Raw genomic sequence first — 23,336 nt, forward strand, 5'->3', positions numbered from 1 at the left:
CTTTTTGATTGTTCTGTTTTGCCCGTTCATGTTCGTTGCGGCGGGTCCGCTGCGCTTGACCCGTCCTACTCACGCTATTCCACCTCAGCCGGTTTCGGCTTGACCGGATCATTCCAGACCGGCTGCAAACCAAAGCGGACAAAATAGGTCGAGATGAATTGCGGTGCGCCGAGTTGGTCGGCGAACACGGTGGGTTCGTATTGCTGGGCGAGCCAGTCGCTTGGGTAGCCCATCATTTGCAACACCGAGCTCGGCACATTCCATTGGCTGGCTTGATGGTGCCAGCGCTGCGCGCTGTGTTGCAGCTGAGCCAGCGTGTTCGGTTCGTCGGTCAGAAAAACCAAGGGCACGGTGCCTTCTGACGCCGGTGCGGGACCGGTGGTGCAGTGGGTCAGGAAACCGACGGCCTGGGTTTTGGTGAAGTTCTGGCCGTGATCAGAGCTGTACACCAACAGCGTTTTGCTCAGATCCAGATCCGGCAGCAGGCGCTTGAAAAATTCGCCGGTGTTCCAGGCCACGGCGTTGCGGTAGCTGTTGCGAAAGGCTTCGTTGCCGAAACCGTCGCCGTATTGATTGCCTTCGTTCAAGCCCTTGATGGTCGCGTTGTCCATATGCGGTTGGAACGGCGCGGCGTCGAGCGGGTATTTGCCCTCATAGGGAAAGTGCACGCCGTTCTTGTTGACGTAAATGTACAGGCGCTCGGGCCGGGCCAGCAGCGCCTTGAGTTTCTCGACCAGGATCATGTCCTTGTCACGCGCCACGGTGGTGTCGTCGTGCTGGATCAGCTCGTCGATTTCACCAAGCTCCTGCGCGCTCATGAAGTTCTGCAACTCACGATTGGTTCGCTGGCCGTCGAGATAAACGGTTCTGTAGCCGGCGGCCTTGGCGTACGCCCAGAGCGATGGCCGGGTCGCTTCGTCGCGCTGATAGCTGGCGCGGCGCACGGCGTAACGGAAGCTGAGATTGCTGGCGGCGCTGCAATTGGCGTGCGACGCGGTCAAGCCAAAATTGGCGGCACGATAGCTCTGGCTGATGAGGCCGGTCGGAATGCCGTTGGCGGTATTTAAATCGAGCCAGTCACCGCGCACGCTCTCGTCCATGATCACAACGATTTTGTCGAACGGCGATGCGCCGGCCGTGACGCTGACCTGCTGGCGCGGACCGGGATCGGGTTTCAACCACTCATCACCGAGCAGTACGCCGACAAATGCGACCGGATTCAAATGCTGCGGAAAGGTGTCGCTGTCGCCACCGCCATCAAAATAGACCACGCCGGCAATGGCGCACAGCGGCAGCAACGGCAGCCAACCGGCGCGCCGGGTCCAGCGCGTCCAGCGCAGTGACAGCAGCGGCGGCGGCAGCAAGATGCCAATCAGCAGCGGCAGGATCACCAGCACCGCCTTGCCGATCAGCGGGCCGTAAAACTGGAAGGTTTCGTCAATGAACGCGATGTCTTGAAACAGCCGCTCGACTTCAATGGCGTTGAGCACCGAGCCGGTGATGTACAGATACGACAGCGCGTTGCCGGCCGCATAGACCAGCAACAAGCCCCAGCCGACGCGCACCCACAGCGAACGGGAAAATGCCACGGCGAAAGTGGCGGCGAGGCCACTCAGCCAAATGAAGCTGAACCAGAAAGGCCCGCCATTGATACTGGACTGGTCCTGCAGCAATTGCGGTAACTGCCAATGACCAATAATGAGAAATGCCAGCAGCAGGGTGACCTTGAGCAGGCCGAGTTTGGACCAGGAATTGAACATGCGACCGGATGACCGTTTGATGACACCGGCGCTACGTTACCACGGCTGGCACGGTCGGCTAAGCGGACCGCGTCGACAGGCTCACGGATTCTCTTCGCGCCGGCGTTCTTTCATGCTGCCGAACAACGCAATCAAATGGCCAAAGGCGGCAAACAGCGGCGTCGACCAGATATCAAACCAGTTGTCCCGATAGGCTTCATCGGGTCGGTCCGGATTGTAGACAACCGCGACCGCGTCACCGACCTGATGTCGCGCCCTGCTAACCGGCTGGTCGTGACCACGGGCATCGCCGGCGCTGACCGAAAAGGTATGGCTTTGATCAGTTGCCGCGAATTCGATATCGGCATGAAACTTGGTGCAGTCGTAGCTGCGTCGGCGCTTGCTGCCGCCGCAGCGGCCATTGCTGGCATCGACTGCGGTCACGGTGCCCGTGGTCTTTTCGGCATGGGCAATGAACAGCAAGCGATCCGTGACGAAGTACAGCGTCACCAACGCCAACACCCCCGCAATGGCGAAGAAGAATCGGTTCTTGATCATGATGCGCGGTGCTCAATCATATTGAACCACCGCGCCGGCTGGCGGCCCAGGCGCGATAGCCATGAAAGCAAACCGACAGCAGACACAGCGGCGGCAACAAGATGAACAGCACCGCCAGCGGCGACATCGCGTACAGCGCTCGCGCCACCGGCGCCCCTGCGTAAAGCGATAGCAATTGGCCGATGCTCTGCGCAGCCGCTGCCAAATCGCCCCACTGCTGTGGCAGCGCCTCACCAAACAGATAGTAGCCAGCGAGTGTCTGGATATAGAGCAGCAGCAACAGCAGCAGCAGTCGCGACCAGATCGCACCGGCGGTCAGCGCGCGCCCGGACAACACCGCTCGCATCGACGCCGAACCGGAGACCAGACGCAGCACCCGCAGCAGACGCAGTAGCCGTGCGATCAGTGACAAACCGCCGATAGCCGGCACCCAACCGATGGCGATGACCAAAAAATCAAAGCGATTCCAGGAGTCGGCGAAAAACTGCCGCCAATCGCGACCGTGGGCGCCGATACGAAGAAGCAGTTCGACCGTGAACGCCAGCTGCGTTGCCCACAATAAATAGAACCAGTACAGGCCATAGTCCTGCAACGCTGGCACGGCTTCCAAACCCATCACCACGGCATTGAGCAGGATCAGACTCAGCACCGTGCTGTGAAAACTGTCGCTGTCGACCAGCGTTTGCAGGCGTTGCGACCAGCGATCAACCATCGTCATGGCTGCCGCCCGGTGACAGTCGTGGTGATCTGCAGATCACGGTAACTCCAGCCGCCGCCGGTTTTCGGGCAAAGCGCAAACGCCTTGCCACGAGCGAAGCTCCAGTTGCTGTGCTCGGCGGGCACCGTCATTTCATCGGTTCTGAGCATTTGCAATTGCAGCGCGGCTTCATTGACGCCGTTCTGGTTGATCAGCCGCTCGCCATCGAGCGCCGCCAGTTTGTATTGCGCGCTGCGGCCGCAGCTGCCGAGTTGTATCGTCAGGTTTTTGCCGCGCAGGCTGGCGCGATCACCGGCGTGCAGGTAATGGGCACTGACCTTGATTTCGGTTTGCTTGCCGGCCTTGCTGGGCGCGAGCGATTGTGCAATCCAGACGCCGTTGGCGCCGACCACATCAAATTCCACTTTGTTGCCAGCTTCGGTGACGACCAGCGCGGTGGTTTCATCAACTCCGTAAGCAGCGGTCTGGTGAGTGTCGGCCAGCAGCATCAGCATGCGGCCCTGGCGCGCGCGCTGAGAAAAATGGGTGTCGAGAATGCCATGCGGAAACAGCCGCAGGCCGCCTTGCGGGCGATAGCTCAAGTGTTCGTCGCTGGCAGTCGGGCAATCGCCACGGCTTTCACAGAATGGCAATCGCGGTGACTCGGTAACAACCGGATGTTGCAGCGCCAGCGCACTGCGGCCGTTGCTGATCATCGGCAGGGTTTTTTGCTCGTTGCCGGTCTGCACCGCGGTGCCGGCGCTGGTGCCCATGATCGCCAGTTCGCCACGGCTGAAACGTTGCCGGATAAGCGCCATTTCCGGCGAGTCGCTGCCATCGGCGCGCAGCAGGCTGCGTACATGCAGCGATTGATCGCCACCGTTGAAGAACAGGCCATCGAGCGTTTCGAGTACGGGCAGCAGATCATCATTACTGCAGTAGCGTTGCCACAGCGCCTCGTCGACGCGGGCAAACCGCTCCAACCCGAACAAGCGTTGCCGCTGCTGACTCAGCGCGCCACAGGGCGTGCTCAGCGAGTCAGTGGTTTGCGCCTGATCGCGCAAGCGGCGGCTGGCGGCATCGAGCGGAACCCAGACCACTTCCGCACCAAGCAGACTGAACCATTGCTGATAGAACGCCGCCGCATCGAGCGGTTCGCGCGCGGCGCTGGTCAACACACCGATGCGCGGTTTGCGGGTTTGCCCGCGTTGGCTCGCCTGCAGAAAGCGCTCGAACACGGCGCGCACTTGCGGGTCGGTGCCGTTGACATCCAGGCGTTCGCGCCGCGGCGTTTTGCCGTCGACCATCAACGGCTGCACTTCCAGCCGCTCCTGCAACCACAGCCATTCGTCATCACTCAGCGTGAGGCCGGCCGTCTTCAGGCCCTGACTCAATTCGCTGCCGGACAGCCGCCGCGCCGGCAAGCTTGCCAGCGCTTTTTGCAGCGCCTCGATACGCGCGGCCGGCAACAACGCCAGCATGGCGGCAGATGCCTGGCTCAGTCGGGCCGGTTCGTATTGCGCTTCAAACAACGCCTCTTGCTGGCGCCAGTCACGCGCCAGATTTTCCCGCTGGTCTTCGGCGCAGGCATCCAGATTCATGCTGCTGCATATCGAAAGATGGCCACCGGCCAATACCAGAACGCGCGCGGACTCGGCGTTTGCTGCAGAACAAGTCATTGCAGCCAGAGCCGCGGCCAGTGCCAGTTTGCGCATAGATATGCAACGTCGGTCATTTGCAGGTGCTGCACTCTAGAAAATATTTCAGCCTTATGGCAAATGGTGATTGACAGGAAATTTGCGACGCGGCAAATTCGGCCTCGTTCTATTCAAATCACCACGCGCCATTGGCGCCCAACGGAAAAGGAGGACGGGCCATGTTGAAGAAAGCTTTCAACCTCGGCGGCTATCGCTATACCCCGTACTACCTGTCCGAGTGGTTCAACAATTAGCCAGCCCTCCGCGCAACGCGGAGGGAGCCGGCAGCAGTAAACGCAGTCGTCTGGTCTACCGTTTCTTCGACTGACGCTGCGTGATTGAACGTGTCGTCATGCTGGTCATGACCCGTTTTCTGATCGCCCTCTCCTCTTCTTTGTTCGATCCCTGTCAGCGCTTTCGCTCGCCCGCGATTTGCCCGCACTGGCCGTGATCCGTCCCGCTGGCCGCCTGCGGCCCTGGGTGATTGCAGAGACCACTCCCGCGTTTGCGCCGTTCTGCCTGCTTTGCAGTTTCAGACCCGCCGCGCGATGCGGCAAGCAACCCTGAGGAGTGCGTTATGCAAGCCACCAACAAGAAGCACAAAAAAGACAAACACACGCTGTACCACGCGATTGCCCTGGCACTGCTCGGCGCCGGCAGCGCCTACGCCGCCGACGACGCGAAGCCGGTTGATGAAAACGCCGAACGCGTGGAAGTCACCGGCACCCGGTTGAAAGGCGTCGACATGGAAGGCGCCAGCCCGGTGATCGACATTGATCGGGAAGAATTGGAAAAGCGCGGCTACGACAGCGTCGGCGAATTTCTGAAAGATCTGCCACAAACCTCCAGTGCTGGCACCTTTTCCGAAGCGGGCGGCATCGCCTCCGGCACCCGCGGTCAACCGGCCGGTTCGGCTGGCGTTTCCTTGCGCGGTTTGGGCAGCAGCTCGACCCTGGTGCTGATCAACGGCCGCCGGGTTGCGGTTGATTCTTTTACCAATGGCTTTGACTCATTTGTTGACGTCAACAGCATTCCGATGTCTGCCATTGACCGCATTGAAGTGCTGACCGATGGCGCATCGTCCATCTACGGTTCAGACGCCATTGCGGGCGTAATCAATTTCATTCTTCGCAAAGACTATACCGGTCAGGAAATCTCCGTCATGTATGGCGATGACACCGCCAAGGATGATTTCGGCCGCTATAACCTGACCTATGTCGGCGGCTTCGCGACCGAAAAGAGCAATACCACAGTCGTACTGGACTACTACGATCGCAATGCCTTGATGAACTCGGATCGGCCGATAGACGTAACGCTTTATTCTTCCACCCGCGTCACCATTGATGGCGTCGACCATCCGGAACCGTGGTGTGGTGATGATCAAAGCAACGGTGGCACCCGCTGTCGCTATGACTATGTCAGCCAGCGCGCCATCCAGTCCGATACCGAAAATCTCGGCTTCACGCTCAGCCACACCTATGACTTGGGTGAAGGCAGCGAATTCTTTGCGGAAGTGATGTATCAGCGCAACGAAGGCCATGCCTACGAAGCGCCGTCGAGCTTCTCGACCTGGGTGCCTGCTGGCAGCGCAACCATTCCGCAATGGGCGCTCGACATCGATGCGCTGGATGGCAACGCTGATGACATTCGCGTTCGCAGTCGCTTCCCGGATTTGCGTACCCAGGAATTTGAAGACACCACTTATCGTGCACTCGCCGGCCTGCGTGGCACGATCGGCAACTGGGATTGGGAAAGCGGGCTGGCGATTGGCAAGGCCGAAAGTACCATTCGCCACGTTGCCGGTTTCTACAATATCGATGCCGTCGATGCCGCAGCGGATAACGGGACTTTCAATCCCTTCAACCTCGGCCGTGATAACAGCGAAGCCACCCTGGCGAGCTTGCGCGAAACCGCACCACGCACCGGCGAGTCGGAGGTCAAGACCTGGGATTTCCGCTTCAACGGTGATCTGTTCGCACTGCCGGCCGGCCCGGTCAAAGCAGCGCTCGGCGGTGAGTACCGCACTGAAGACATGTTCGACAAACCGTCCGCACTCGCACAGGCCGATGGCATTTACGGGCTCGGCGCCACCGAAGCTGAAGCCGATCGCAAACAATATGCTGTCTATGGCGAGTTCTTGCTGCCGATGACCAGCAGCGTCGATGTCATTACCGCCTTCCGCTACGACCACTACAGTGACTTTGGCAGTGACGTAAATCCCAAAGTGTCGCTCCGCTGGAAAGCCACCGAAGATCTGATCTTCCGGGCGTCGTGGAGCACCGGCTTCCGGGCGCCGTCGTTGTCGCAGCTCGGCTCTGGCACCACGCTCGGCAGCAACTTCATCGATTGCGGTCCGAGCGCAGCTTTTGGCGCGCTATGCGGTACGGTTGGCAACCCGGCCGGCGAGCTGGAATTTGATCAAGAAACGCTGGGCAACACCGGCCTCGATGCCGAAACCTCGGTAGCGCGTAACGTCGGCGTATCGTGGAATATCACCAACGATCTGCAAGTCACGCTGGATTACTGGCGCTATACCCATGAAGACATCGTCGATGTCGACGCCAACACCACCTTGCGTCAATGCGTGGATGGCAGCGCGCCGGTCGTGGCCGATCCGGATGACCTGAACGGCGGTTTTGGTTGTGCAGTCGATGCCAACGGTGACATCTTCTTCCTGCGCACCGGCTTCTTCAACGTCGGCAAGCAGGAAACCGATGGCTACGACGTCAACATCAAGTACAAGCTCGACAATTACCGGTTCTTCTTCTCGGCATCCAAGACGCTTTCCTATGAGCGGCAGATCGCGCCGGATCAACCGAACGAAGATTTGCTGGGCCGGCTGTCTGGTGAGAACGAGATTGGTCGTCCGGAACTGGTCGCCGATTTCGGCGTTGACTGGGCCAGTGACAGCTGGAACTGGTCACTGTCCGGTAACTATACCGATGAACTGGGCGATGGCGATTTCCAGTATGACGATCACCCGACCGTTGACGCCTGGCTGGTCTGGAATGCCAGCGTCGGCTACGACTTCAGCGAATCAAGTCATGTCACGTTTGCGGTCCGCAACCTGACCGACGAGGAGCCGCCGTTTGCGTCGTCGCCGACCTCCGGCTATGCCGCCTCGGTGCATGACTTCTTTGGTCGTGTTGCATCAGTCCGTTACACACAATCGTTCTAAAGCGATCTGGTGCGTCATGACAGCGTTTCGGCTGTCATGACGTCAGCGCTCCTGGCGTTGTCACGGCGTGGCATTGATTCGTTGAGGCGTTGCTTGGGTGTGGCCTGTTGTAACAGACAAGTCGCCCGTGACATTTATCCCGTATGGGACCGGGTCTGCGTCGCCACCTCCAAAAGGCGTGCGCAAACCCGGTTATTTTTCCGTCACGACTATGGTGACGCGGAGTAGAACATGCAGAACCCGAACGCGGTATCCACCTGGCGCATGCCGGACACCTTGTTGATCGTCTTTGCGGTGTTACTGCTGGCAGCGCTGATGACGGTGTTGATCCCGCGCGGCCAGTTTCAGGTTGCGCCCAGCGCGACCTCCAGCAAACCGGTGGTGGTGCCCGGCTCCTTTCATTACAGCGATGACGGTCACGCCCAAGGCGTGGCGATTTTTTCCGGTAACGAACAGCCGGGCGTCCTGAATGCCCTGTTCGACGGTCTCACCTCCGGCACCAAGCATGGCGCCGCGATCGGCGTGGTGATGTTCATCCTGATTGTCGGTGGTGCTTTCGGCATCATTCTGAAGACCGGTGCGATGGATGAAGCCTTCAAGCGACTGGCTTGCAGCATGCGCAGTTACGGTTGGGTGTTGTTGCCGGTGTTCATGTTTTTCTTTTCCTTTGGCGGCGCCGTGTTCGGCATGGGTGAAGAGGCGATGGCATTCGCTGTGTTTATCATTCCCTTGATGCGAACACTGGGCTTTGATGCCGTCACCGGCGTGCTGATTACCTACGGCGCCACCCAAGTCGGGTTTGCCACGTCGTGGATGAATCCGTTCTCGGTGGTGATCGCACAGGGCGTTGCCGGGTTGCCGGTGATGTCAGGCACCGGTTTTCGCTTTGTCATGTGGCTGGTTTTTACTGTGGTGTTCATGGCCTGGGTGCTGCGTTATGCACTGCGCCACCGGGATCAATCAGTCACCGCCAACGTCGACATCGAACATGCGTTCAACAGTCGGCATGGCCTGATTCTTTTGGTTTTCGTACTCGGCATGTGCTGGGTGGTCTGGGGCGTGACCGCGCACGGTTATTATCTGCGCGAAATCGCCACCCAGTTTCTCGCCATTGCGCTGCTTTGCGCGGTCATTGCCCGGTTTGGCAAGTTGCCCGGCTGCAGCGCCAATGAACTGGCCGAAGCGTTCAAAACCGGTGCGGCGCAATTGCTGCCGGCCGCCATCGTGGTCGGCATTGCTCAGGGCATCATGATTCTGCTTGGCGGCGTGGACCCGACCCAGCCGAGTGTCGTCAACACCATGTTGCAAGCTGCTGCCGATCTCATTGGCGATGCCCCGAGCTGGCTCGCTGCACAAGGCATGCTGGTGTTCCAGTCGGTGTTCAATTTCTTTGTCACGTCCGGCTCGGCGCAAGCGGCGCTGACCATGCCGCTGATGGCGCCGCTCGCCGATCTGGTCGGTGTCAGCCGCCAGACTGCCGTGCTGGCCTTTCAACTCGGCGATGGCCTGGCCCATCTGATTTACCCAACCTCGGCCGCATTGATGGGCACGTTGGCCGTGGCAAAAGTACCGTTTGTGCAATGGCTGCGCACGATTTGGTCCTTGCAGTTGCTGATGGCTGCATTGAGCCTGATGGCGGTTGCAGTGGCCGTGCTGACTCGTTTTTAGCGACGGTTGCTCGCTTCAACTGGTTGTGTAAGCAGTAGTAAGCATCCCTTTCGAATTGACCCTGACAAACGGCCGCTGCTGGCTGGCGGTCAGTGCTGGCGCACACCTTGCGCCTGAGAAGACTTAGATTGTGATAACGCTGATTAAGAATGCCGATGTGTATGCCCCGGACGCACTCGGGCGCAACGATATCCTGCTCGCCGGTGAACGCATTGCCCGCATCGCGCCGCAGATTGAACTGAGCGGCAACGATGTCACGGTGGTCGATGGCAGCATGCTGATTGCAACGCCGGGGCTGGTCGATTCGCTGGTGCACATCATCGGTGGCGGCGGTGAAGGCGGTTTTCGTACTCGCACGCCGGAACTTGATTTTGTCGATGCCGCCCTGGCGGGTGTCACCACGCTGGTCGGCGTGCTTGGCACCGATGCGGTAACCCGCACTCTGACCAATCTGCTGGCAAAAGCCAGCGCCCTGACCGAAGAGGGCCTGAGCTGTTATTGCCATACCGGCTCGTATCAGATTCCGGTCAAGACGCTGTTTGATTCGGTGCAGGAAGATCTGATTCTGATCGACAAATTCATCGGCGTGGGTGAAGTCGCCATCGCCGATCACCGCTCCTCACAGCCGACGTTGAATGAGCTGAAGAAACTGGCGGCCGAAGCGCGCGTTGGCGGCATGCTGGCCGGTAAAGGTGGCATTGTCAGTGTGCATGTCGGTGATGCGCCGGAGGGCTTGAGCCTGATCGAAAAACTGGTTGCCGAGAGCGACATTCCGATCACGCAATTCCTGCCGACCCACATCAATCGCAATCAACGGTTGTTTGTCACCGCGCTCGATTACGCCCGCCATGGCGGTTACATCGACTTCACCACCAGCACCACACCGGAGCTACTCGCCCAAGGCGAAGTGAAATGCTCGCGCGGTTTGAAAGAAGCGCTGGACGCCGGTGTGCCGGTGAGCCAGATCACGTTTTCATCAGATGCGAATGCCTCGCTGCCGCGCTTTGATGCCGCCGGTCATTTTGCCGGGCTCGGCATCGGCCGTATTGGCAGCTTGCTGGGCGAAGTGCGTGACGCCGTGTTGCACGAACAGGTGGCGCTGGCCGACGCGCTCAGCGTGGTCAGTCGCAATCCGGCGCGGGCCCTGCGCTTGTCGCAGAAGGGCACGCTGGCCGCTGGCATGGATGCCGATCTGCTGCTGCTCAACAGCCGCCTGCAGGTGCATTCGGTTTGGGCACGCGGGCGCCTGCTGGTCAACAAAGGCGAGTTGGCCGTGCAGCCGCTGCTGGCCGATTGAGCCTGCAGCTTGTCAACCAATCGGCGGAGGCCTCGTTGAAGGAGACAAGCGCATCGCGCGCTCACTCATTCACCCGAGGCCAAGGAGCCGATCATGAAATCTGCAATGACCCTGACAGCATTGGCGGTGCTGATGGCCGCCAGCATCAACAGCGCCGATGCCGGCGAGCGGGGCCTGCGCGTTGGCGGCGCCGCCAACGCTGGCGCTGCCGCGCAGCTGCATCGCAACCGTGGCAACAACCCGCAAGCGACCGAGTTGCACCGGACCACCAACGTCACGCTGGCAAACGGCCAGCAAGCCAGCCGCACGGTTGATGCCAGTGTCGACCGCGACAATCACAGCTACAGCCGCGAGGTCACCGGCACCACCCGCGCCGGTGTTGATTACACCGTCAACGTCAGCGGCAGCCGTGATCCGGAAACCGGCAGCTTCCAGCGCACGATTGCGCGCAGCAACAGCGCCGGCCAGAGCGCCACCACCGTCGTTACCGGCCAACGTACCGAAGACGGTGTGGTTCGCGATCGCACCACGACGCTCGCCGATGGCCGCAGCGCCAGCGCACACACCGAAGTCGTGCACGACAATGGCATCCGCACCGTGACGACGACCGGCAACACGCTGCAAGGCGAGGCATTCAGCCGCACGGCCACCACCACGCGCACGGACAGCGGCGTGATTCGCGATGTCAATGCGAGCGGCCCGAACGGTGAGCGCAGCCGTCACGACGAAGTGATTCGTGATGCCGCCACCGGCACCGTCAGTCGCACCAGCTCCGGCGCCAATGCCGCCGGCGAGTGGACCGCCAGCGCCGTCACCACCCGCAGCGATGACGGCTTTGTTCGCGATGCCAGCCGCACCACTGCCAACGGCCAAACCGTCAGCCAACACGGCGAACTGGTGCGCAATGACGATGGCAGCTGGCTGCGCACGCAAACCACGACCGCTGCCAATGGTGGCACCCGCACGGTGACCGTTAACGGCAGCGTTGATGCCGAAACCGGTGCCCGCAATCGGGACGTCACGGTCGAGCGTAATCCGGCACCGGCCCCGGCCGAGCCGACCCCGTAAGCCCAGGGCGACTTTGCTTTTTGTCAGCGACTGGCTTGTCTACACAACTGAGATTCCCGGCCCGCTCGTTTTCGAACCTCACTTCATCGAACCACACTTTACCGAACCAGACGACTCAGCCCGCCCGCCGAACCCGGCGGGTCTTTTTTTTGCCGCGCTTATTCGCGCTCCGTTTAATTTGGCCCCGGGCAATTTTCTGTTGCTGGGCCACACTGGGTATGGGCCTTTCGGAGCATCGACATGAACGCTGTACCCAATCCGCCGATTCCGGTCATTCAGAACATGGCTGCGTTGCGCGAATACCTGTTGCTGTATCGCGGTCGTCATCATTGGCGACTCGGTGAGTACCTGGTCTCGACCGGTCAGCTGCATCACGACCATGTCGAACATGCGCTGTCCGAACAACGGCAACGCCCGAGTGAAAAGCTCGGTGAAATTCTGGTACGGCACAACCAGCTCAGTGCGGAATCCCTAAAGCACGCGCTGTACACGCTGATGGGCGTGCCGACCATTGATCTCGACAACCTGCCGCTGCAGTCGGACGCCTTGCAGCGGCTGCCGGCCACGGTGACCCGGCGGCTGGAATTGCTGCCGGTGCTGCTCGACGGCGATGAGCTGGTGGTGGCCTGTCACCGCTTGCCATCGCCGGAAGAAATTGCCGAAGTGGAATTCGCTGCGCGGATGCCGGTGCATTTTGTCCTGACCGCTGCCGGGCCGCTGCGCGATGCGCTGTTCCGTCATTACGAGGCGGTACTGGAACAGGACAACAACGGCTTCAGCACCGAGAACGGCGCTCCGGTGACGCTGTCGCTGGAAGAAGAACGGCAAGCCAATCGACCGCCGATTATCCAGCTGGGAAATTCCATCTTGCAGGACGCCATCGACCAACGCGCATCCGACATTCACTTGCGGCCTGAGCGCGACAGCGTGGAGCTTATCTATCGCGTCGATGGCTCGATGGTGCCGGTGCAGCAACTGAAGCGCGCGCTGCTGTCGGCGGTGGTCAGTCGGCTGAAGATTCTGGCCAAGCTCAACATCGCCGAGCACCGGGTGCCACAGGATGGCCATATTCAGGTCATGTACCAGAAACAGTCGATCGATTTTCGCTTGTCGATCATTCCGACGGTCTGGGGCGAGAGCGTGGTGCTGCGCATCCTGAACAAACAGCAGGGTTTGCGCACGCTGGCGCAAATCGGCCTTGATCCGAAGGATCAGGAAACGCTGCAGAATCTGCTCGTGCGTGGCAGCGGCATCCTGCTGGTGACCGGCCCGACCGGCTCCGGCAAGACCACGACGCTGTACGCCGCGCTGCAGGAAATCGCCAAACGCGCGCTGAACATCATCACCGTTGAAGACCCGGTCGAATACGAACTGCCGGGCATGCGCCAGATTCAGTTGCTTGACGCCATCGGCTTTGGTTTTCCACGCACCTTGCGCCATATCCTGCGCCATGATCCGGATGTGATCATGATCGGCGAAATGCGCGACGAAGAGACCTGCCGCATCGCGCTGGAAAGCGCCCTGACCGGCCATCTGGTGTTGTCGACGCTGCACACCAACGATGCGCCCGGCGCGATCATCCGCTTGAAAGAGATGGGCATGTCGCCATATTTGATCCGCTCATCCGTGATCGGCGTGCTGGCGCAGCGGCTGGTTCGGATCAATTGCCCGCACTGTCGGCAGCCGGAAAACGTCAGCCCGAGTTTGCGTGCACTGTTTGGCTTTGCCGACAATGAGGTGTTTTATGCCGGCGCCGGTTGCCGCCATTGTCACCACACCGGTTTTGCTGGGCGCAAGGCGATCTACGAACTGTTTGAATTGACCGAGGCCGTGCAAACCAGACTCAACAAGATTTTGTCGGCCACCGAGTTGCGCGCGCTGGCGTTGGAAGCTGGCATGCGGCCGATGTTCCAGCACGGCTTGAGTTTTGCCCGCACCGGCGAATTGTCGCTGCTGGAGTTGTATGGCGCCTGTTACTAGACCTGATGTCAGCCAGCGGACGGCGTTGCCTGCGGCATCGGTTGCAACATCCAGTCAACGGCCGCTTGCGCATGCAGCGCCGTTGAATCGAACTGCGGCAGGCGGGTGTCGCCCGGTTGGATCAACATGGTGATTTCGGTGCAGCCGAGGATCACGCCCTGGCCGCCGGCCTCGCCGTGACGCTGAATGATCTCAAGGTAGCGTTGCTTCGATTCCGGGCGAACCACACCAAGACAGAGTTCCTGATAAATGATCCGGTGAATGTCTTCCCGCTCCGCGGCATCCGGAATCAATAACTCAACACCAAATAGCCGCTGCATGCGCTCGCGGTAAAACGCCTGCTCCATGGTGAAGCGGGTGGCCAGTAGCAGCACGCGGTTCAGACCGGCACGCTGAATGGCCTGCGCGGTGGCATCGACGATGTGCAACAGCGGTATCGTGGTCGCGGAGCTGATCTGATCGGCGACTTTGTGCATGGTGTTGGTACACAGCAGCAGGGCCTCGGCACCCGCGCGCTGCAGCGATTGTCCGGCCGTCGCCAGAATCTGGCCAGCACCGTCCCAGTCGCCGGTGCGTTGACGCTGCTCGATGTCGGCAAAGTCAACGCTGTACAACAGACATTGCGCGGAATGCAAACCACCAAGGCGGTGCCGGACCTGCTCATTGAGCAGGCGATAATAGATCGCGCTCGATTCCCAGCTCATGCCGCCGATAAGGCCGATGGTACGCATACCCGTTCTCCTGACCGACTGTTCGTGTTGCCTTGTGTTGTGGCGCCGCTCGCCATTTGTGATCAACCTGCTGAGCTCACGTAACCATTGTAGGAGCGGCCTTGGCCGCGATGTTTGTGCTGAAAACTATCGCGACCAAGGCCGCTCCTACAACATCAGCTCAATTCGGCAAAGGTCGGCAGGTCTTTGACCTGAGCCACATCGGCTGGCAGTTTGGCGGCCGTGCGCTGACCTTTGCCGGTCAACACCAGCACGAAATCGCAGCCAAAGCGCTGGGCACAGTCGTAATCGGATTGGCTGTCACCGAGAAACAACATCTCGCCCGGTTGCAGGCCATGATCGGCGGCGATCTGTTCCAGCATGCCAGTGTTCGGTTTGCGGCAATTGCAGCCATCGTCTGGATGATGCGGACAGAGATAAATGCCATCGAGCGCCGCGCCTTGCTCGGCGAGCAGCGTGTTCAACTTGGCATGCATGGCGTGCAACTCGGTCAGCGTGTAATAGCCACGACCAATGCCGCTTTGATTGGTCGCGACGCAGACCAGATGGCCATGCTGCTTGATGGTGGCGATGGCGGCGATGGCATTCGGCACCGGAATCCATTCAGCAACCGACTTGATGTAGTCATCGGAATCTTCGTTGATGACGCCATCGCGATCGAGCACGATGCATTTGTAGGCGGTGTAGGGTTTCATGTTGCGAGTTGGCCTCGGCGCGACAACTACCCCCTCCCGACCTCCCCCTTCACAGGGGGAGGAGAATAGGCACGAATCGGCAACCGCCCCTCCCCCTGTGAAGGGGGAGGCTGGGAGGGGGTAATCTACGAGATGCCGCTTACTATCACGTCTGCTGCCAGTTTTTTGTCAACTCGGAATCATCAACCCGGCAACTGCGAAATATCCGCCACCGCACCAAACAATTTCTGCAGCTCGCGCAGCAAGGCGTGCCGGTTGCGGCGGATCTGTTCGTGCGGGCTGTTGACCATCACGTCGTCAAAAAAACCATCAACCGCAGTACGCAGGGCGGCCAGGCGCACCAGGGTGTTGGTGTAGTCACCAGCCAGAATCAGCGGCGCTGCTTCTTTTTTGGCGGCGACAATGGCGCGATGCAAATCGATTTCGGCCGGTTCGATCAGCGCGCCTTCTTCGACCATCAGGTCGCCGCTGGCGACATCCGACTTGGCCAGAATATTGCGCACACGCTTGTTGGCGGCCGCCAGTGCTGCAGCTTCCGGCAGCGTGCTGAAGTGCTTGACCGCGCGCACGCGCTGATCAAAGTCGAGCGGGTGGCTGATTTTCAGTTCCATGACCGCATTGAAGATCTCAACCGCGACACCTTGTTCGGTATAGTCGGCACGCAGCCGGTTGAAAATGAAGTCCAGCACCTCGTCTTCTACCTTGGCATTGCTGACCCGGTTGCCGAGCAGCGCCTTGGCTTTGCTGATGACCGGCGCCAGATCCAGCTGCAGATTTTTTTCCGTGCACAGCCGCAGCAGGCCAATGGCGGCGCGACGCAGGGCAAATGGATCTTTCGCGCCGGTCGGTGCCTGACCAATGCCAAAAATCCCGACCAGGGTATCCACGCGATCGGCAATCGCCACGCAGACACCGGTCAAGGTTTGCGGCAGCGCATCGCCACTGAACCGTGGCAGGTAGTGCTCGCGAATCGCCTGGGCCACTTCGGCATCTTCGCCATCATGTTTGGCGTAGTACTCGCCCATGATGCCCTGCAGTTCCGGAAATTCGCCGACCATCGCGGTCAGCAAGTCGGCTTTGCAAAGCTCACCGGCGCGCATGGCTTTGACGCCATCGGCACCGAGCAGATTGGCGACACTGGCGGCCAGTTCGGCGACCCGCTGCGCTTTGTTTGCAACGGTGCCGAGTTCTTTTTGGAACACCACATTGGCCAGACCGGCGCGGCGATCGCAAAGCCGGGTTTTCTTGTCCTGATTGAAGAAAAATTCGGCGTCGGAAAAGCGCGGTCGAATAACCTTGGCATTGCCTTCGGCGATCGAGGCCGGCCGTTTGCTCTCGATGTTGGCGATGACAATGAACTTGTTCTGCAGCTTGCCGTTGCCATCAACGATGTGGAAATAGCGCTGGTTGTCGCGCATGGTCGAGATGAGACATTCCTGCGGCACCGCCAGGAAACGCGATTCGAATTCACCGAGCACGGCCACCGGCCACTCGACCAGACCGGCCACTTCATCAAGCAGACGATCCCAGCTTTCGCCGTCAAAGGTCGGCTTGCCGAATACGCTGACGCCACCATTGGCTGACGTGAGCGTGTTGACCTGCTCGACGATCGCGCGCTGGCGCTCGGCGATGGATGGCATCACCTTGCCGCGCTCACGCAGCAGAATCTCGTAATGATTGGCCGATTCGATTTCGATGGCTTCCAGGGCATGGAAGCGATGGCCGTAAGTAACACGGCCCGATTTGACGCCGAACAGCTCAACATCCACCACTTCATGGCCGAACAGCGCCACCAGCCAATGCACCGGACGGATGAACAAATGTTTTTCCGCGCCCCAGCGCATCGGTTTGGCCAGCGTGATCTTGCTGACCGCGCTGCTGATCATCTCCGGCAGCAATTCGATGGCCGGCCGGCCCTTGACCACTTTCTCGCAGAACGCTTTATCGACGTTGCCGTCGGCCTTGAGCACAAAGTCACTGGCGTCGAGACCGTTTTTCTTGGCGAAGCCTTCCAGTGCCTTGGTCGGTTTGCCGTCGGCATCGAAGGCCACGGCTTTCGGCGGGCCGAACAGTGACACCGTGCGATCCTGCTGGGTCACCGGAATCTTGAACTTCACCGCCAAGCGGCGCGGCGTCACCAGTTGCAGACTGTCGTCGCACTCGACGGTACCGAGCTCCGCCAGCCGCGCTTTCAGTGCCGTGTGCAGGTCCTGCCACATTTCTTGCTGAAAACGCGCCGGCAGTTCTTCGAGGCCGAGTTCAAACAGAAAATCCTGATGTTTAGATGAATCTGGTGTTTGCATTGTGTTGTTTTCCAGTTCTGCTTTTCACCCACCGTTTTTTGGTGAGCAATAAATTTCGTATCTTCTTTGGCTTTTACTCCCCTCCTTGTCAAGGAGGGGTTGGGGGTGGTTGGTGAATTACGCATTGCGTCATCCGAAGCGCACTTGCGCGACCGGCGCCCCCTCACCCCAACCCTCTCCTACAAGGGGAGAGGGAGAAAGCAATCACCCTGCTTTCTTCACCGTCGCGCACATCGGGAAGCCGAGTGCTTCACGGGCCTTGAAATACGCTTCGGCCACGGCACGAGCCAGCGTGCGCACGCGCAAGATGTAGCGCTGGCGCTCGGTCACCGAGATCGCCTTGCGGGCATCGAGCAGGTTGAACGTGTGCGAGGCCTTGATGGTTTGTTCGTAGGCCGGCAGCGGCAGGTTCAGCTCGATCAAACGCAGCGCTTCTTTCTCGCAGTTGTCGAACCACTTGAACAGTGACTCGGTGTCGGCGTGCTCGAAGTTGTAGGTCGATTGCTCGACTTCGTTCTGATGGAAGACATCGCCATAGGTGATCTTGCCGAGCGGGCCGTCGGTCCAGGTCAGGTCGTAAACGTTGTCGACGCCTTGCAGGTACATCGCCAGCCGCTCCAGACCGTAAGTGATTTCCGAAGTGACCGGCGCGCATTCGATGCCGCCAACTTGCTGGAAGTAGGTGAACTGGGTCACTTCCATGCCGTTCAACCAGACTTCCCAGCCGAGACCCCAGGCGCCGAGGGTCGGCGATTCCCAGTTGTCTTCAACGAAGCGAATGTCGTGTTCGAGCGGATCAATGCCCATGACGCGCAGCGAGCCCAAATACAAATCGAGCACGTTCTTCGGTGACGGTTTGATCACCACCTGATACTGGTAGTAGTGCTGCAGGCGGTTCGGGTTTTCGCCATAGCGGCCATCGGCCGGCCGGCGCGACGGCTGCACGTAGGCGGCGCTCCACGGCTCCGGGCCGAGCGAGCGCAGGAAAGTGGCTGGGTGGAAGGTGCCGGCGCCCACTTCCATGTCCAGCGGCTGCAGGATCACGCAGCCCTGTTCGGCCCAGTATTGCTGCAGGGTCAGGATCAGGCCCTGAAAGGTCCGGGTGTTTTCATTACCAATGGCCACAACGCTCATCCGGGAGTCGACAAAGGACCGGCATTATAGCGGCCTGTCCGGCCAGATCAGCCGACCCGGGCTCAGGCTTTTTTGCCAGTCGGCCGTCGCCGCCGGCCGCGCCCCGCGCATCACTGCTGACAGACTGTTGTCAGGGCACCCCGCCTACACTGGCGCCCGTCCACTCAAGGCCAAGGAGCGCCACCATGTCCGCCGTTGATACACCTGCCAGCCGCACCGGCTACAAAGCCCTGATGACCGCGATTTACAAAATCGACCCGGCCCAGATGAAGACCGCCCGTGACTGGTATGTCGAGGCGCTGGGCCAGGAGCCGTACTGGGAATCGATTGAGCATTACGTCGGCTTCAACGTCGCCGGATATGAGCTTGGCCTGCACCCGAAAGAGCCCGGTGAAGCGGCGCTGCAGCAGACCGGTTGCTGCGCTTACTGGGGCGTCGATGACATTCAGCGCATTTACCAGCACCTGCTGGATCTCGGTGCCACCACGCTGACCGCCCCGGAAGATGTCGGCGGTGGCATCTGGATTGCGCAGGTGGTCGACCCGTTCGGCAATCATTTTGGTTTGATCCAGAATCCGCAGTTTCCGAATACGGCGGCCTAAGCCAACCAGCAACCGTTTACAGTTGCGCGCCCGTTACCGCGCGGTAAAAATGCGCGTGACCGGATTCATTCTTTTTAACCACAGGGAGCGTCTCATGATCGATCACACTGGCCTTGTCGTGTCCGACTACGACCACAGCAAACGCTTTTACGATGCCGCGCTTGGCGCCATCGGTTATCAGCGGCTGATGGAGTTTTCTGCGGCAATCACGGGCCACACCGATGTCGCCGGTTATGGCGAGCCGCCGAAACCGGATTTCTGGCTCAGCCGCGGCACACCGAATCAGCCGCCGATTCACGTTGCTTTCCGGGTCAAGGATCGCGCCACGGTTGACGCGTTCTACCGCGCCGCCATGGCCGCGGGTGGCCGGAACAACGGCGAGCCGGGCTTGCGGCCGCATTATCATGCGAATTACTACGGCGCGTTCGTGCTCGACCCCGATGGCCACAACATTGAAGCGGTCTGCCACGAGCCCGCTTGAAGTCGGATTATTTCAGTTCCGAACTCTCGTGTTAACGTGAGTTGTACTTTGTCTCGCTAGCCAGCTTGCCGGAGCGCTTGCATCAAGCAGCCGCTCCGGTTTTTGCTGCTGGCGTCGCGGCCCTTTCACCGATGGAAGTGTGTTTATGAAAGCCTTGAAACCTGTGAAAACCGCGACGCCGAAGAAAGCGGCGAAGCCCGCGACTGTTTCGAAACGCGTAGCAGTTTCGAAAGCCGCAACAGTTTCAAAATCCACGGCCGTCGCGAAGGCCACCATCACCGCCAAACCCAAGAAAGCCGCGAACCCAGACAAGATTCGGTGCAGCTGGTGCACCAGCGAAGCCATTTACATCACCTACCATGATCAGGAATGGGGCGTGCCGCTGCGCGATGACCGCGAGCTGTTTGAGCTGCTCTGTCTGGAAGGCATGCAGGCCGGGCTGTCGTGGATCACGGTGCTGAAAAAGCGTGAGCACTACCGCAAGGTGTTTGCCGGTTTTGTGCCGGAGAAGGTTGCCCGCTTCAGCGATGACAAACTGGAAAAGCTGCTGCTTGATCCCGGTATCGTCCGCAACCGGTTGAAGGTTTACGGCATCCGCAAAAATGCGCTGGCAATGCTGGCGCTGCAAAAAGAGCTGGGCTCGTTCAGCGAGTTTTTGTGGAGCTTTGTCGGTGGTAAAGCATTACGTGGCCACGACAACGACCGCACGCCAGTCACCTCGACCGCCGCCTCCGACGCCATGTCAAAAGCGCTGAAGACACGCGGCTTCACCTTTGTCGGCACGACTATCTGTTACGCCTTCATGCAGGCCAGCGGCATGGTCGATGATCATATGCCCGGCTGCTGGAAGCGCGGCAAAAACCGCTGAGGTTTCCCGCTTCAGCCCGCGCTGCCGGTGACCGATTCAATGCGAATTCATTCCATGCCCTGTATATAAATACTGTTGCCCCGCAACAGTCTTATGACGAGCCGTCATCAGCGTTGACACTGGCTTTTAACAGGACTAGTTTCGGTGCTGACGCGCATCTCTGGCGCGTCTTCACCAGGGTATGGGGTCATGCTGAAGAAAGCGCACAATCTGGGCGCCTATCGCTACACCCCCTACTACCTCAGCGAGTGGTTCAATAATTAGCCACGGACCTGCGCAGGCGTGCAGGTCCGGGTGACCACAGCGAAACGGTAGCGGGGCACGCCAACAGTGCATTGCTTGATGCACTGGTGCTCCCTGCCACTTGCCGATTTTCACCCCGCCTTGTGCCGGTAACGGCAGTCAGGTTCTTGCTTTGTTTTCCGGTTGCTGTCAGGCCCGAAGTCCGTCTGCGCGTTGGCGCGGCCTATGCCGCGCGAAGGAGCTGTTGTCCGCTGATTTCCATCACGCAACGCAAATACGGAGTCACAACCATGAAAAACAATCGTGCGAGACGTTTCATTCTGATCCTCGGCAGCCTGTTGTGCGGCCCGGTCGCACTCGCGGCAAACTACACCTACAGTGTCGCCTGCGGCACGGCCAACCACACGGTGACCACCAGCACGGCGACGCTGCTGGTCGGTGGCGCCGAGGCCGGTGCCACGGGGGAAGTCGAAGCCACCCAATGGTTACTGAACAACGCCAAGGGTGGCGATTATCTGGTCCTGCGCACCGGCGGCACCGGTGGTCAGGCGTCGTGGGTGTGCAGCAACTTCGGCAGCAGCATTGGTTCCGCAGCGGAATTGTCGATTGACAACCGCACCGGCGCCAACGATGCCACGGTTGCCCAGAAAATCCGCGATGCCGAAATCATTTTCATTGCCGGCGGCGATCAAAACAAATACGAGGATTACTGGAAAGACACCGCGGTGGAAACGGCCCTGAATGATCATGTCCGGGTCAGCCGCGAACCGATCGGCGGCACCAGCGCTGGCCTGGCGATACTCGGTCAGTCCTATTACGCCCCGGCCGGCACCGGCGTGCTGTCAAAAGAAATTCTCGACAATCCCTTCCACACCAACACCCGTGACATCAATCACGGCGATTTTCTGCTGCACCCGCAGCTGGCTAATGTCATCACCGACACGCACCTGAATCGCATCACCGGCAGTGGCCGCAACGCCGAAACCCGGCACGGTCGCGTGCTCGGCTTTCTGGCGCGCAGTGTTGCTGCCCGCAATACCCTGGATGCCCGCGCGATCGGTGTCGATGAAGGCACTTTCATCGCCCTTGATGGCAGCGGCAACGCCAAGGTCTACGGCATCGGTCGGGCCTATTTCCTGAAGCCCAATGTCTACCCTGAGCGCATTCAGAGTGGTAGCACGCTGATCTGGAACAGCGGCAACACGGCCGTCACGGTGTACTGGATTCAGGGCAGCCGAACCGGTAACGGCAGCTTCAGCTTTACCAACTGGTCCGGCACCGGTGGCACGCAAAAATACTGGTATACCAGTGGCGGCTACAGCGGCTTCAATTGTCAGCGCGGCTGCTGATTTGGCCAAACAAAAAGACCCGCCTCCCGGCGGGTTTTTTTGTGATTGTCTTTTCTGGCGCCGGCTTTTCTGCTGTTGCCATCTCGCATTCTGCGGAGACAGCTCACCATTCAGGCTGGTCGTGTGCGGATCGCTTCTGTGCTAGGGTACGGCGGACTCGGGCGCACGGTTTTCGCCCGGCAGCGGCGGATAATCTCTGTCGCACACTTGCCAAGGATTGCCATGCGCCAGCCCATGAAACCCCGACTTTGGTGTCACCTGACCGAAGAACCAAAACAGCGTTTGCCAGTACCGGATATCCGCGCCAGCAAAGCGAAGCTGGTGCGCAGCTATCCGGAGTTGGTGCAGGCAGTCGCCAAGCTGGCATTCCACAACCCGGAATACGCACTGTTTTATCGCGGCCAGTCCACTGAGCATTTCAACTCACAGCAGCAAAGTAGTTGCTATCCGACGCTGTATCGCAGCAGCAGTAACGGCCGTTTGAAAGATCGCGAGTTGCAACAACGGCTGAGCCAGCTGGAACATTATCGGACTGCCATCGCCACCGCGTTCAAACAGGCGAAGTTGCCCGGACACGATAAGCTGGAGAAATTCCCGGAGCTGGCGTGGTCGGTGCTGCAACATTACGAGGTGTGCCCGACGCCTTTGCTCGATGTCACCCATTCGCTGCGCGTTGCCGCGTCGTTTGCCACCGGCAAGGAGCAGGATGGCATTGTCTATGTGTATGCGCTGCCACACCCGAGTGGCACGCTGACCTATTCTGCAGAAGAAGAATTGCTGATGGTGCGCCTGCTCGGCATTTGTCCGCCCGATGCCAAGCGGCCGTATTTTCAGGAAGGCTATCTGGTCGGCTCGTTTCCAGTGGTGCGCGAACGGCGCGGTCCGCATCTCGACGTTGCGCGGCGCTTGATCGGCAAGTTCCAGTTGCGGGCAAAAGCGTTCTGGAGCGCCGACTTTCCGCGCATTCCGGTCGCAGCGCTGTATCCAGGCAAGGACAGCATTCAGCAACTGTGTGCCGGATTGTCGGCGCCGACCTGAGTCAGCCTGA

At 59.9% G+C, this 23,336-nt stretch carries 18 protein-coding genes; 10 read left to right on the plus strand and 8 right to left on the minus strand.

The window, feature by feature from the left end:
• Positions 1-74 precede the first annotated feature (74 nt).
• The 4 genes from HPT27_RS02640 to HPT27_RS02655 all read right to left on the minus strand — a co-directional run bounded on the left by HPT27_RS02640 (position 75) and on the right by HPT27_RS02655 (position 4,673).
• Positions 75-1,760: a sulfatase-like hydrolase/transferase gene (locus tag HPT27_RS02640; RefSeq protein ID WP_172238549.1), complete on the minus strand. Its 1,686-nt coding sequence runs from the start codon at positions 1,758-1,760 to the stop codon at positions 75-77.
• A gap of 81 nt (positions 1,761-1,841) precedes the next feature.
• Positions 1,842-2,297, minus strand: a complete 456-nt coding sequence (locus HPT27_RS02645) for a DUF3592 domain-containing protein (protein WP_172238552.1) — start codon at positions 2,295-2,297, stop codon at positions 1,842-1,844.
• Positions 2,298-2,313: 16 nt separating this feature from the next.
• Positions 2,314-3,015: an ion transporter gene (locus tag HPT27_RS02650; protein ID WP_172238555.1), complete on the minus strand. Its 702-nt coding sequence runs from the start codon at positions 3,013-3,015 to the stop codon at positions 2,314-2,316.
• Positions 3,012-4,673: a cyanophycinase gene (locus HPT27_RS02655; protein ID WP_172238558.1), complete on the minus strand. Its 1,662-nt coding sequence runs from the start codon at positions 4,671-4,673 to the stop codon at positions 3,012-3,014. Before HPT27_RS02655 ends, HPT27_RS02650 begins: the two co-directional genes overlap by 4 nt.
• A gap of 595 nt (positions 4,674-5,268) precedes the next feature.
• Here HPT27_RS02655 and HPT27_RS02660 point away from each other — a divergent pair.
• The 5 genes from HPT27_RS02660 to HPT27_RS02680 all read left to right on the plus strand — a co-directional run bounded on the left by HPT27_RS02660 (position 5,269) and on the right by HPT27_RS02680 (position 13,882).
• On the plus strand, positions 5,269-7,869 hold the full coding sequence (locus HPT27_RS02660; protein ID WP_172238561.1) for a TonB-dependent receptor plug domain-containing protein: 2,601 nt from the start codon (positions 5,269-5,271) through the stop codon (positions 7,867-7,869).
• Positions 7,870-8,100: 231 nt separating this feature from the next.
• Positions 8,101-9,537 (plus strand): putative basic amino acid antiporter YfcC, encoded by a 1,437-nt coding sequence (yfcC, locus tag HPT27_RS02665; RefSeq protein WP_172238564.1) that lies wholly within the window; start codon positions 8,101-8,103, stop codon positions 9,535-9,537.
• A gap of 130 nt (positions 9,538-9,667) precedes the next feature.
• On the plus strand, positions 9,668-10,834 hold the full coding sequence (gene iadA, locus HPT27_RS02670) for a beta-aspartyl-peptidase (RefSeq protein WP_172238567.1): 1,167 nt from the start codon (positions 9,668-9,670) through the stop codon (positions 10,832-10,834).
• A 93-nt stretch (positions 10,835-10,927) separates the two neighbouring features.
• On the plus strand, positions 10,928-11,902 hold the full coding sequence (locus HPT27_RS02675) for a hypothetical protein (protein ID WP_172238570.1): 975 nt from the start codon (positions 10,928-10,930) through the stop codon (positions 11,900-11,902).
• A 240-nt stretch (positions 11,903-12,142) separates the two neighbouring features.
• Positions 12,143-13,882, plus strand: coding sequence for a GspE/PulE family protein (locus HPT27_RS02680; protein WP_172238573.1), 1,740 nt, complete (start codon positions 12,143-12,145; stop codon positions 13,880-13,882).
• An 8-nt stretch (positions 13,883-13,890) separates the two neighbouring features.
• On the opposite strand, the gene HPT27_RS02685 is transcribed toward HPT27_RS02680, so the two are convergent.
• The 4 genes from HPT27_RS02685 to glyQ all read right to left on the minus strand — a co-directional run bounded on the left by HPT27_RS02685 (position 13,891) and on the right by glyQ (position 18,736).
• A complete protein-coding gene (locus HPT27_RS02685; RefSeq protein WP_172238576.1) occupies positions 13,891-14,613 on the minus strand; it encodes an aspartate/glutamate racemase family protein in 723 nt (240 codons plus the stop codon).
• 155 nt (positions 14,614-14,768) lie between these two features.
• The gene (gmhB, locus tag HPT27_RS02690) at positions 14,769-15,308 is read right to left on the minus strand and encodes a D-glycero-beta-D-manno-heptose 1,7-bisphosphate 7-phosphatase (RefSeq protein ID WP_172238579.1); all 540 of its coding nucleotides are present in this window, start codon (positions 15,306-15,308) and stop codon (positions 14,769-14,771) included.
• Positions 15,309-15,490: 182 nt separating this feature from the next.
• Positions 15,491-17,611 carry a glycine--tRNA ligase subunit beta gene (gene glyS, locus HPT27_RS02695; protein WP_172238582.1) on the minus strand — a complete coding sequence of 707 codons (2,121 nt, stop codon included), beginning with the start codon at positions 17,609-17,611 and terminating at the stop codon, positions 15,491-15,493.
• 204 nt (positions 17,612-17,815) lie between these two features.
• On the minus strand, positions 17,816-18,736 hold the full coding sequence (glyQ, locus tag HPT27_RS02700) for a glycine--tRNA ligase subunit alpha (protein WP_328820009.1): 921 nt from the start codon (positions 18,734-18,736) through the stop codon (positions 17,816-17,818).
• 194 nt (positions 18,737-18,930) lie between these two features.
• Between glyQ and HPT27_RS02705 the strand changes: the two genes are divergently transcribed.
• From HPT27_RS02705 to HPT27_RS02725, 5 genes are all read left to right on the plus strand, one after another.
• The gene (locus HPT27_RS02705) at positions 18,931-19,347 is read left to right on the plus strand and encodes a VOC family protein (RefSeq protein ID WP_211197826.1); all 417 of its coding nucleotides are present in this window, start codon (positions 18,931-18,933) and stop codon (positions 19,345-19,347) included.
• 94 nt (positions 19,348-19,441) lie between these two features.
• Positions 19,442-19,828 (plus strand): VOC family protein, encoded by a 387-nt coding sequence (locus HPT27_RS02710; RefSeq protein ID WP_172238585.1) that lies wholly within the window; start codon positions 19,442-19,444, stop codon positions 19,826-19,828.
• A gap of 313 nt (positions 19,829-20,141) precedes the next feature.
• Positions 20,142-20,696 carry a DNA-3-methyladenine glycosylase I gene (locus HPT27_RS02715; protein ID WP_328820705.1) on the plus strand — a complete coding sequence of 185 codons (555 nt, stop codon included), beginning with the start codon at positions 20,142-20,144 and terminating at the stop codon, positions 20,694-20,696.
• Positions 20,697-21,229: 533 nt separating this feature from the next.
• Complete coding sequence (locus HPT27_RS02720) at positions 21,230-22,288, plus strand: cyanophycinase (protein WP_172238591.1); 1,059 nt, start codon at positions 21,230-21,232, stop codon at positions 22,286-22,288.
• Between the two features lie 234 nt (positions 22,289-22,522).
• Positions 22,523-23,326, plus strand: a complete 804-nt coding sequence (locus HPT27_RS02725) for an FRG domain-containing protein (RefSeq protein WP_172238594.1) — start codon at positions 22,523-22,525, stop codon at positions 23,324-23,326.
• The last annotated feature ends 10 nt before the right edge of the window (positions 23,327-23,336 follow it).

The organism is Permianibacter fluminis (assembly GCF_013179735.1).
GTDB classification, from domain to species: Bacteria; Pseudomonadota; Gammaproteobacteria; order Enterobacterales; family Permianibacteraceae; genus Permianibacter; species Permianibacter fluminis.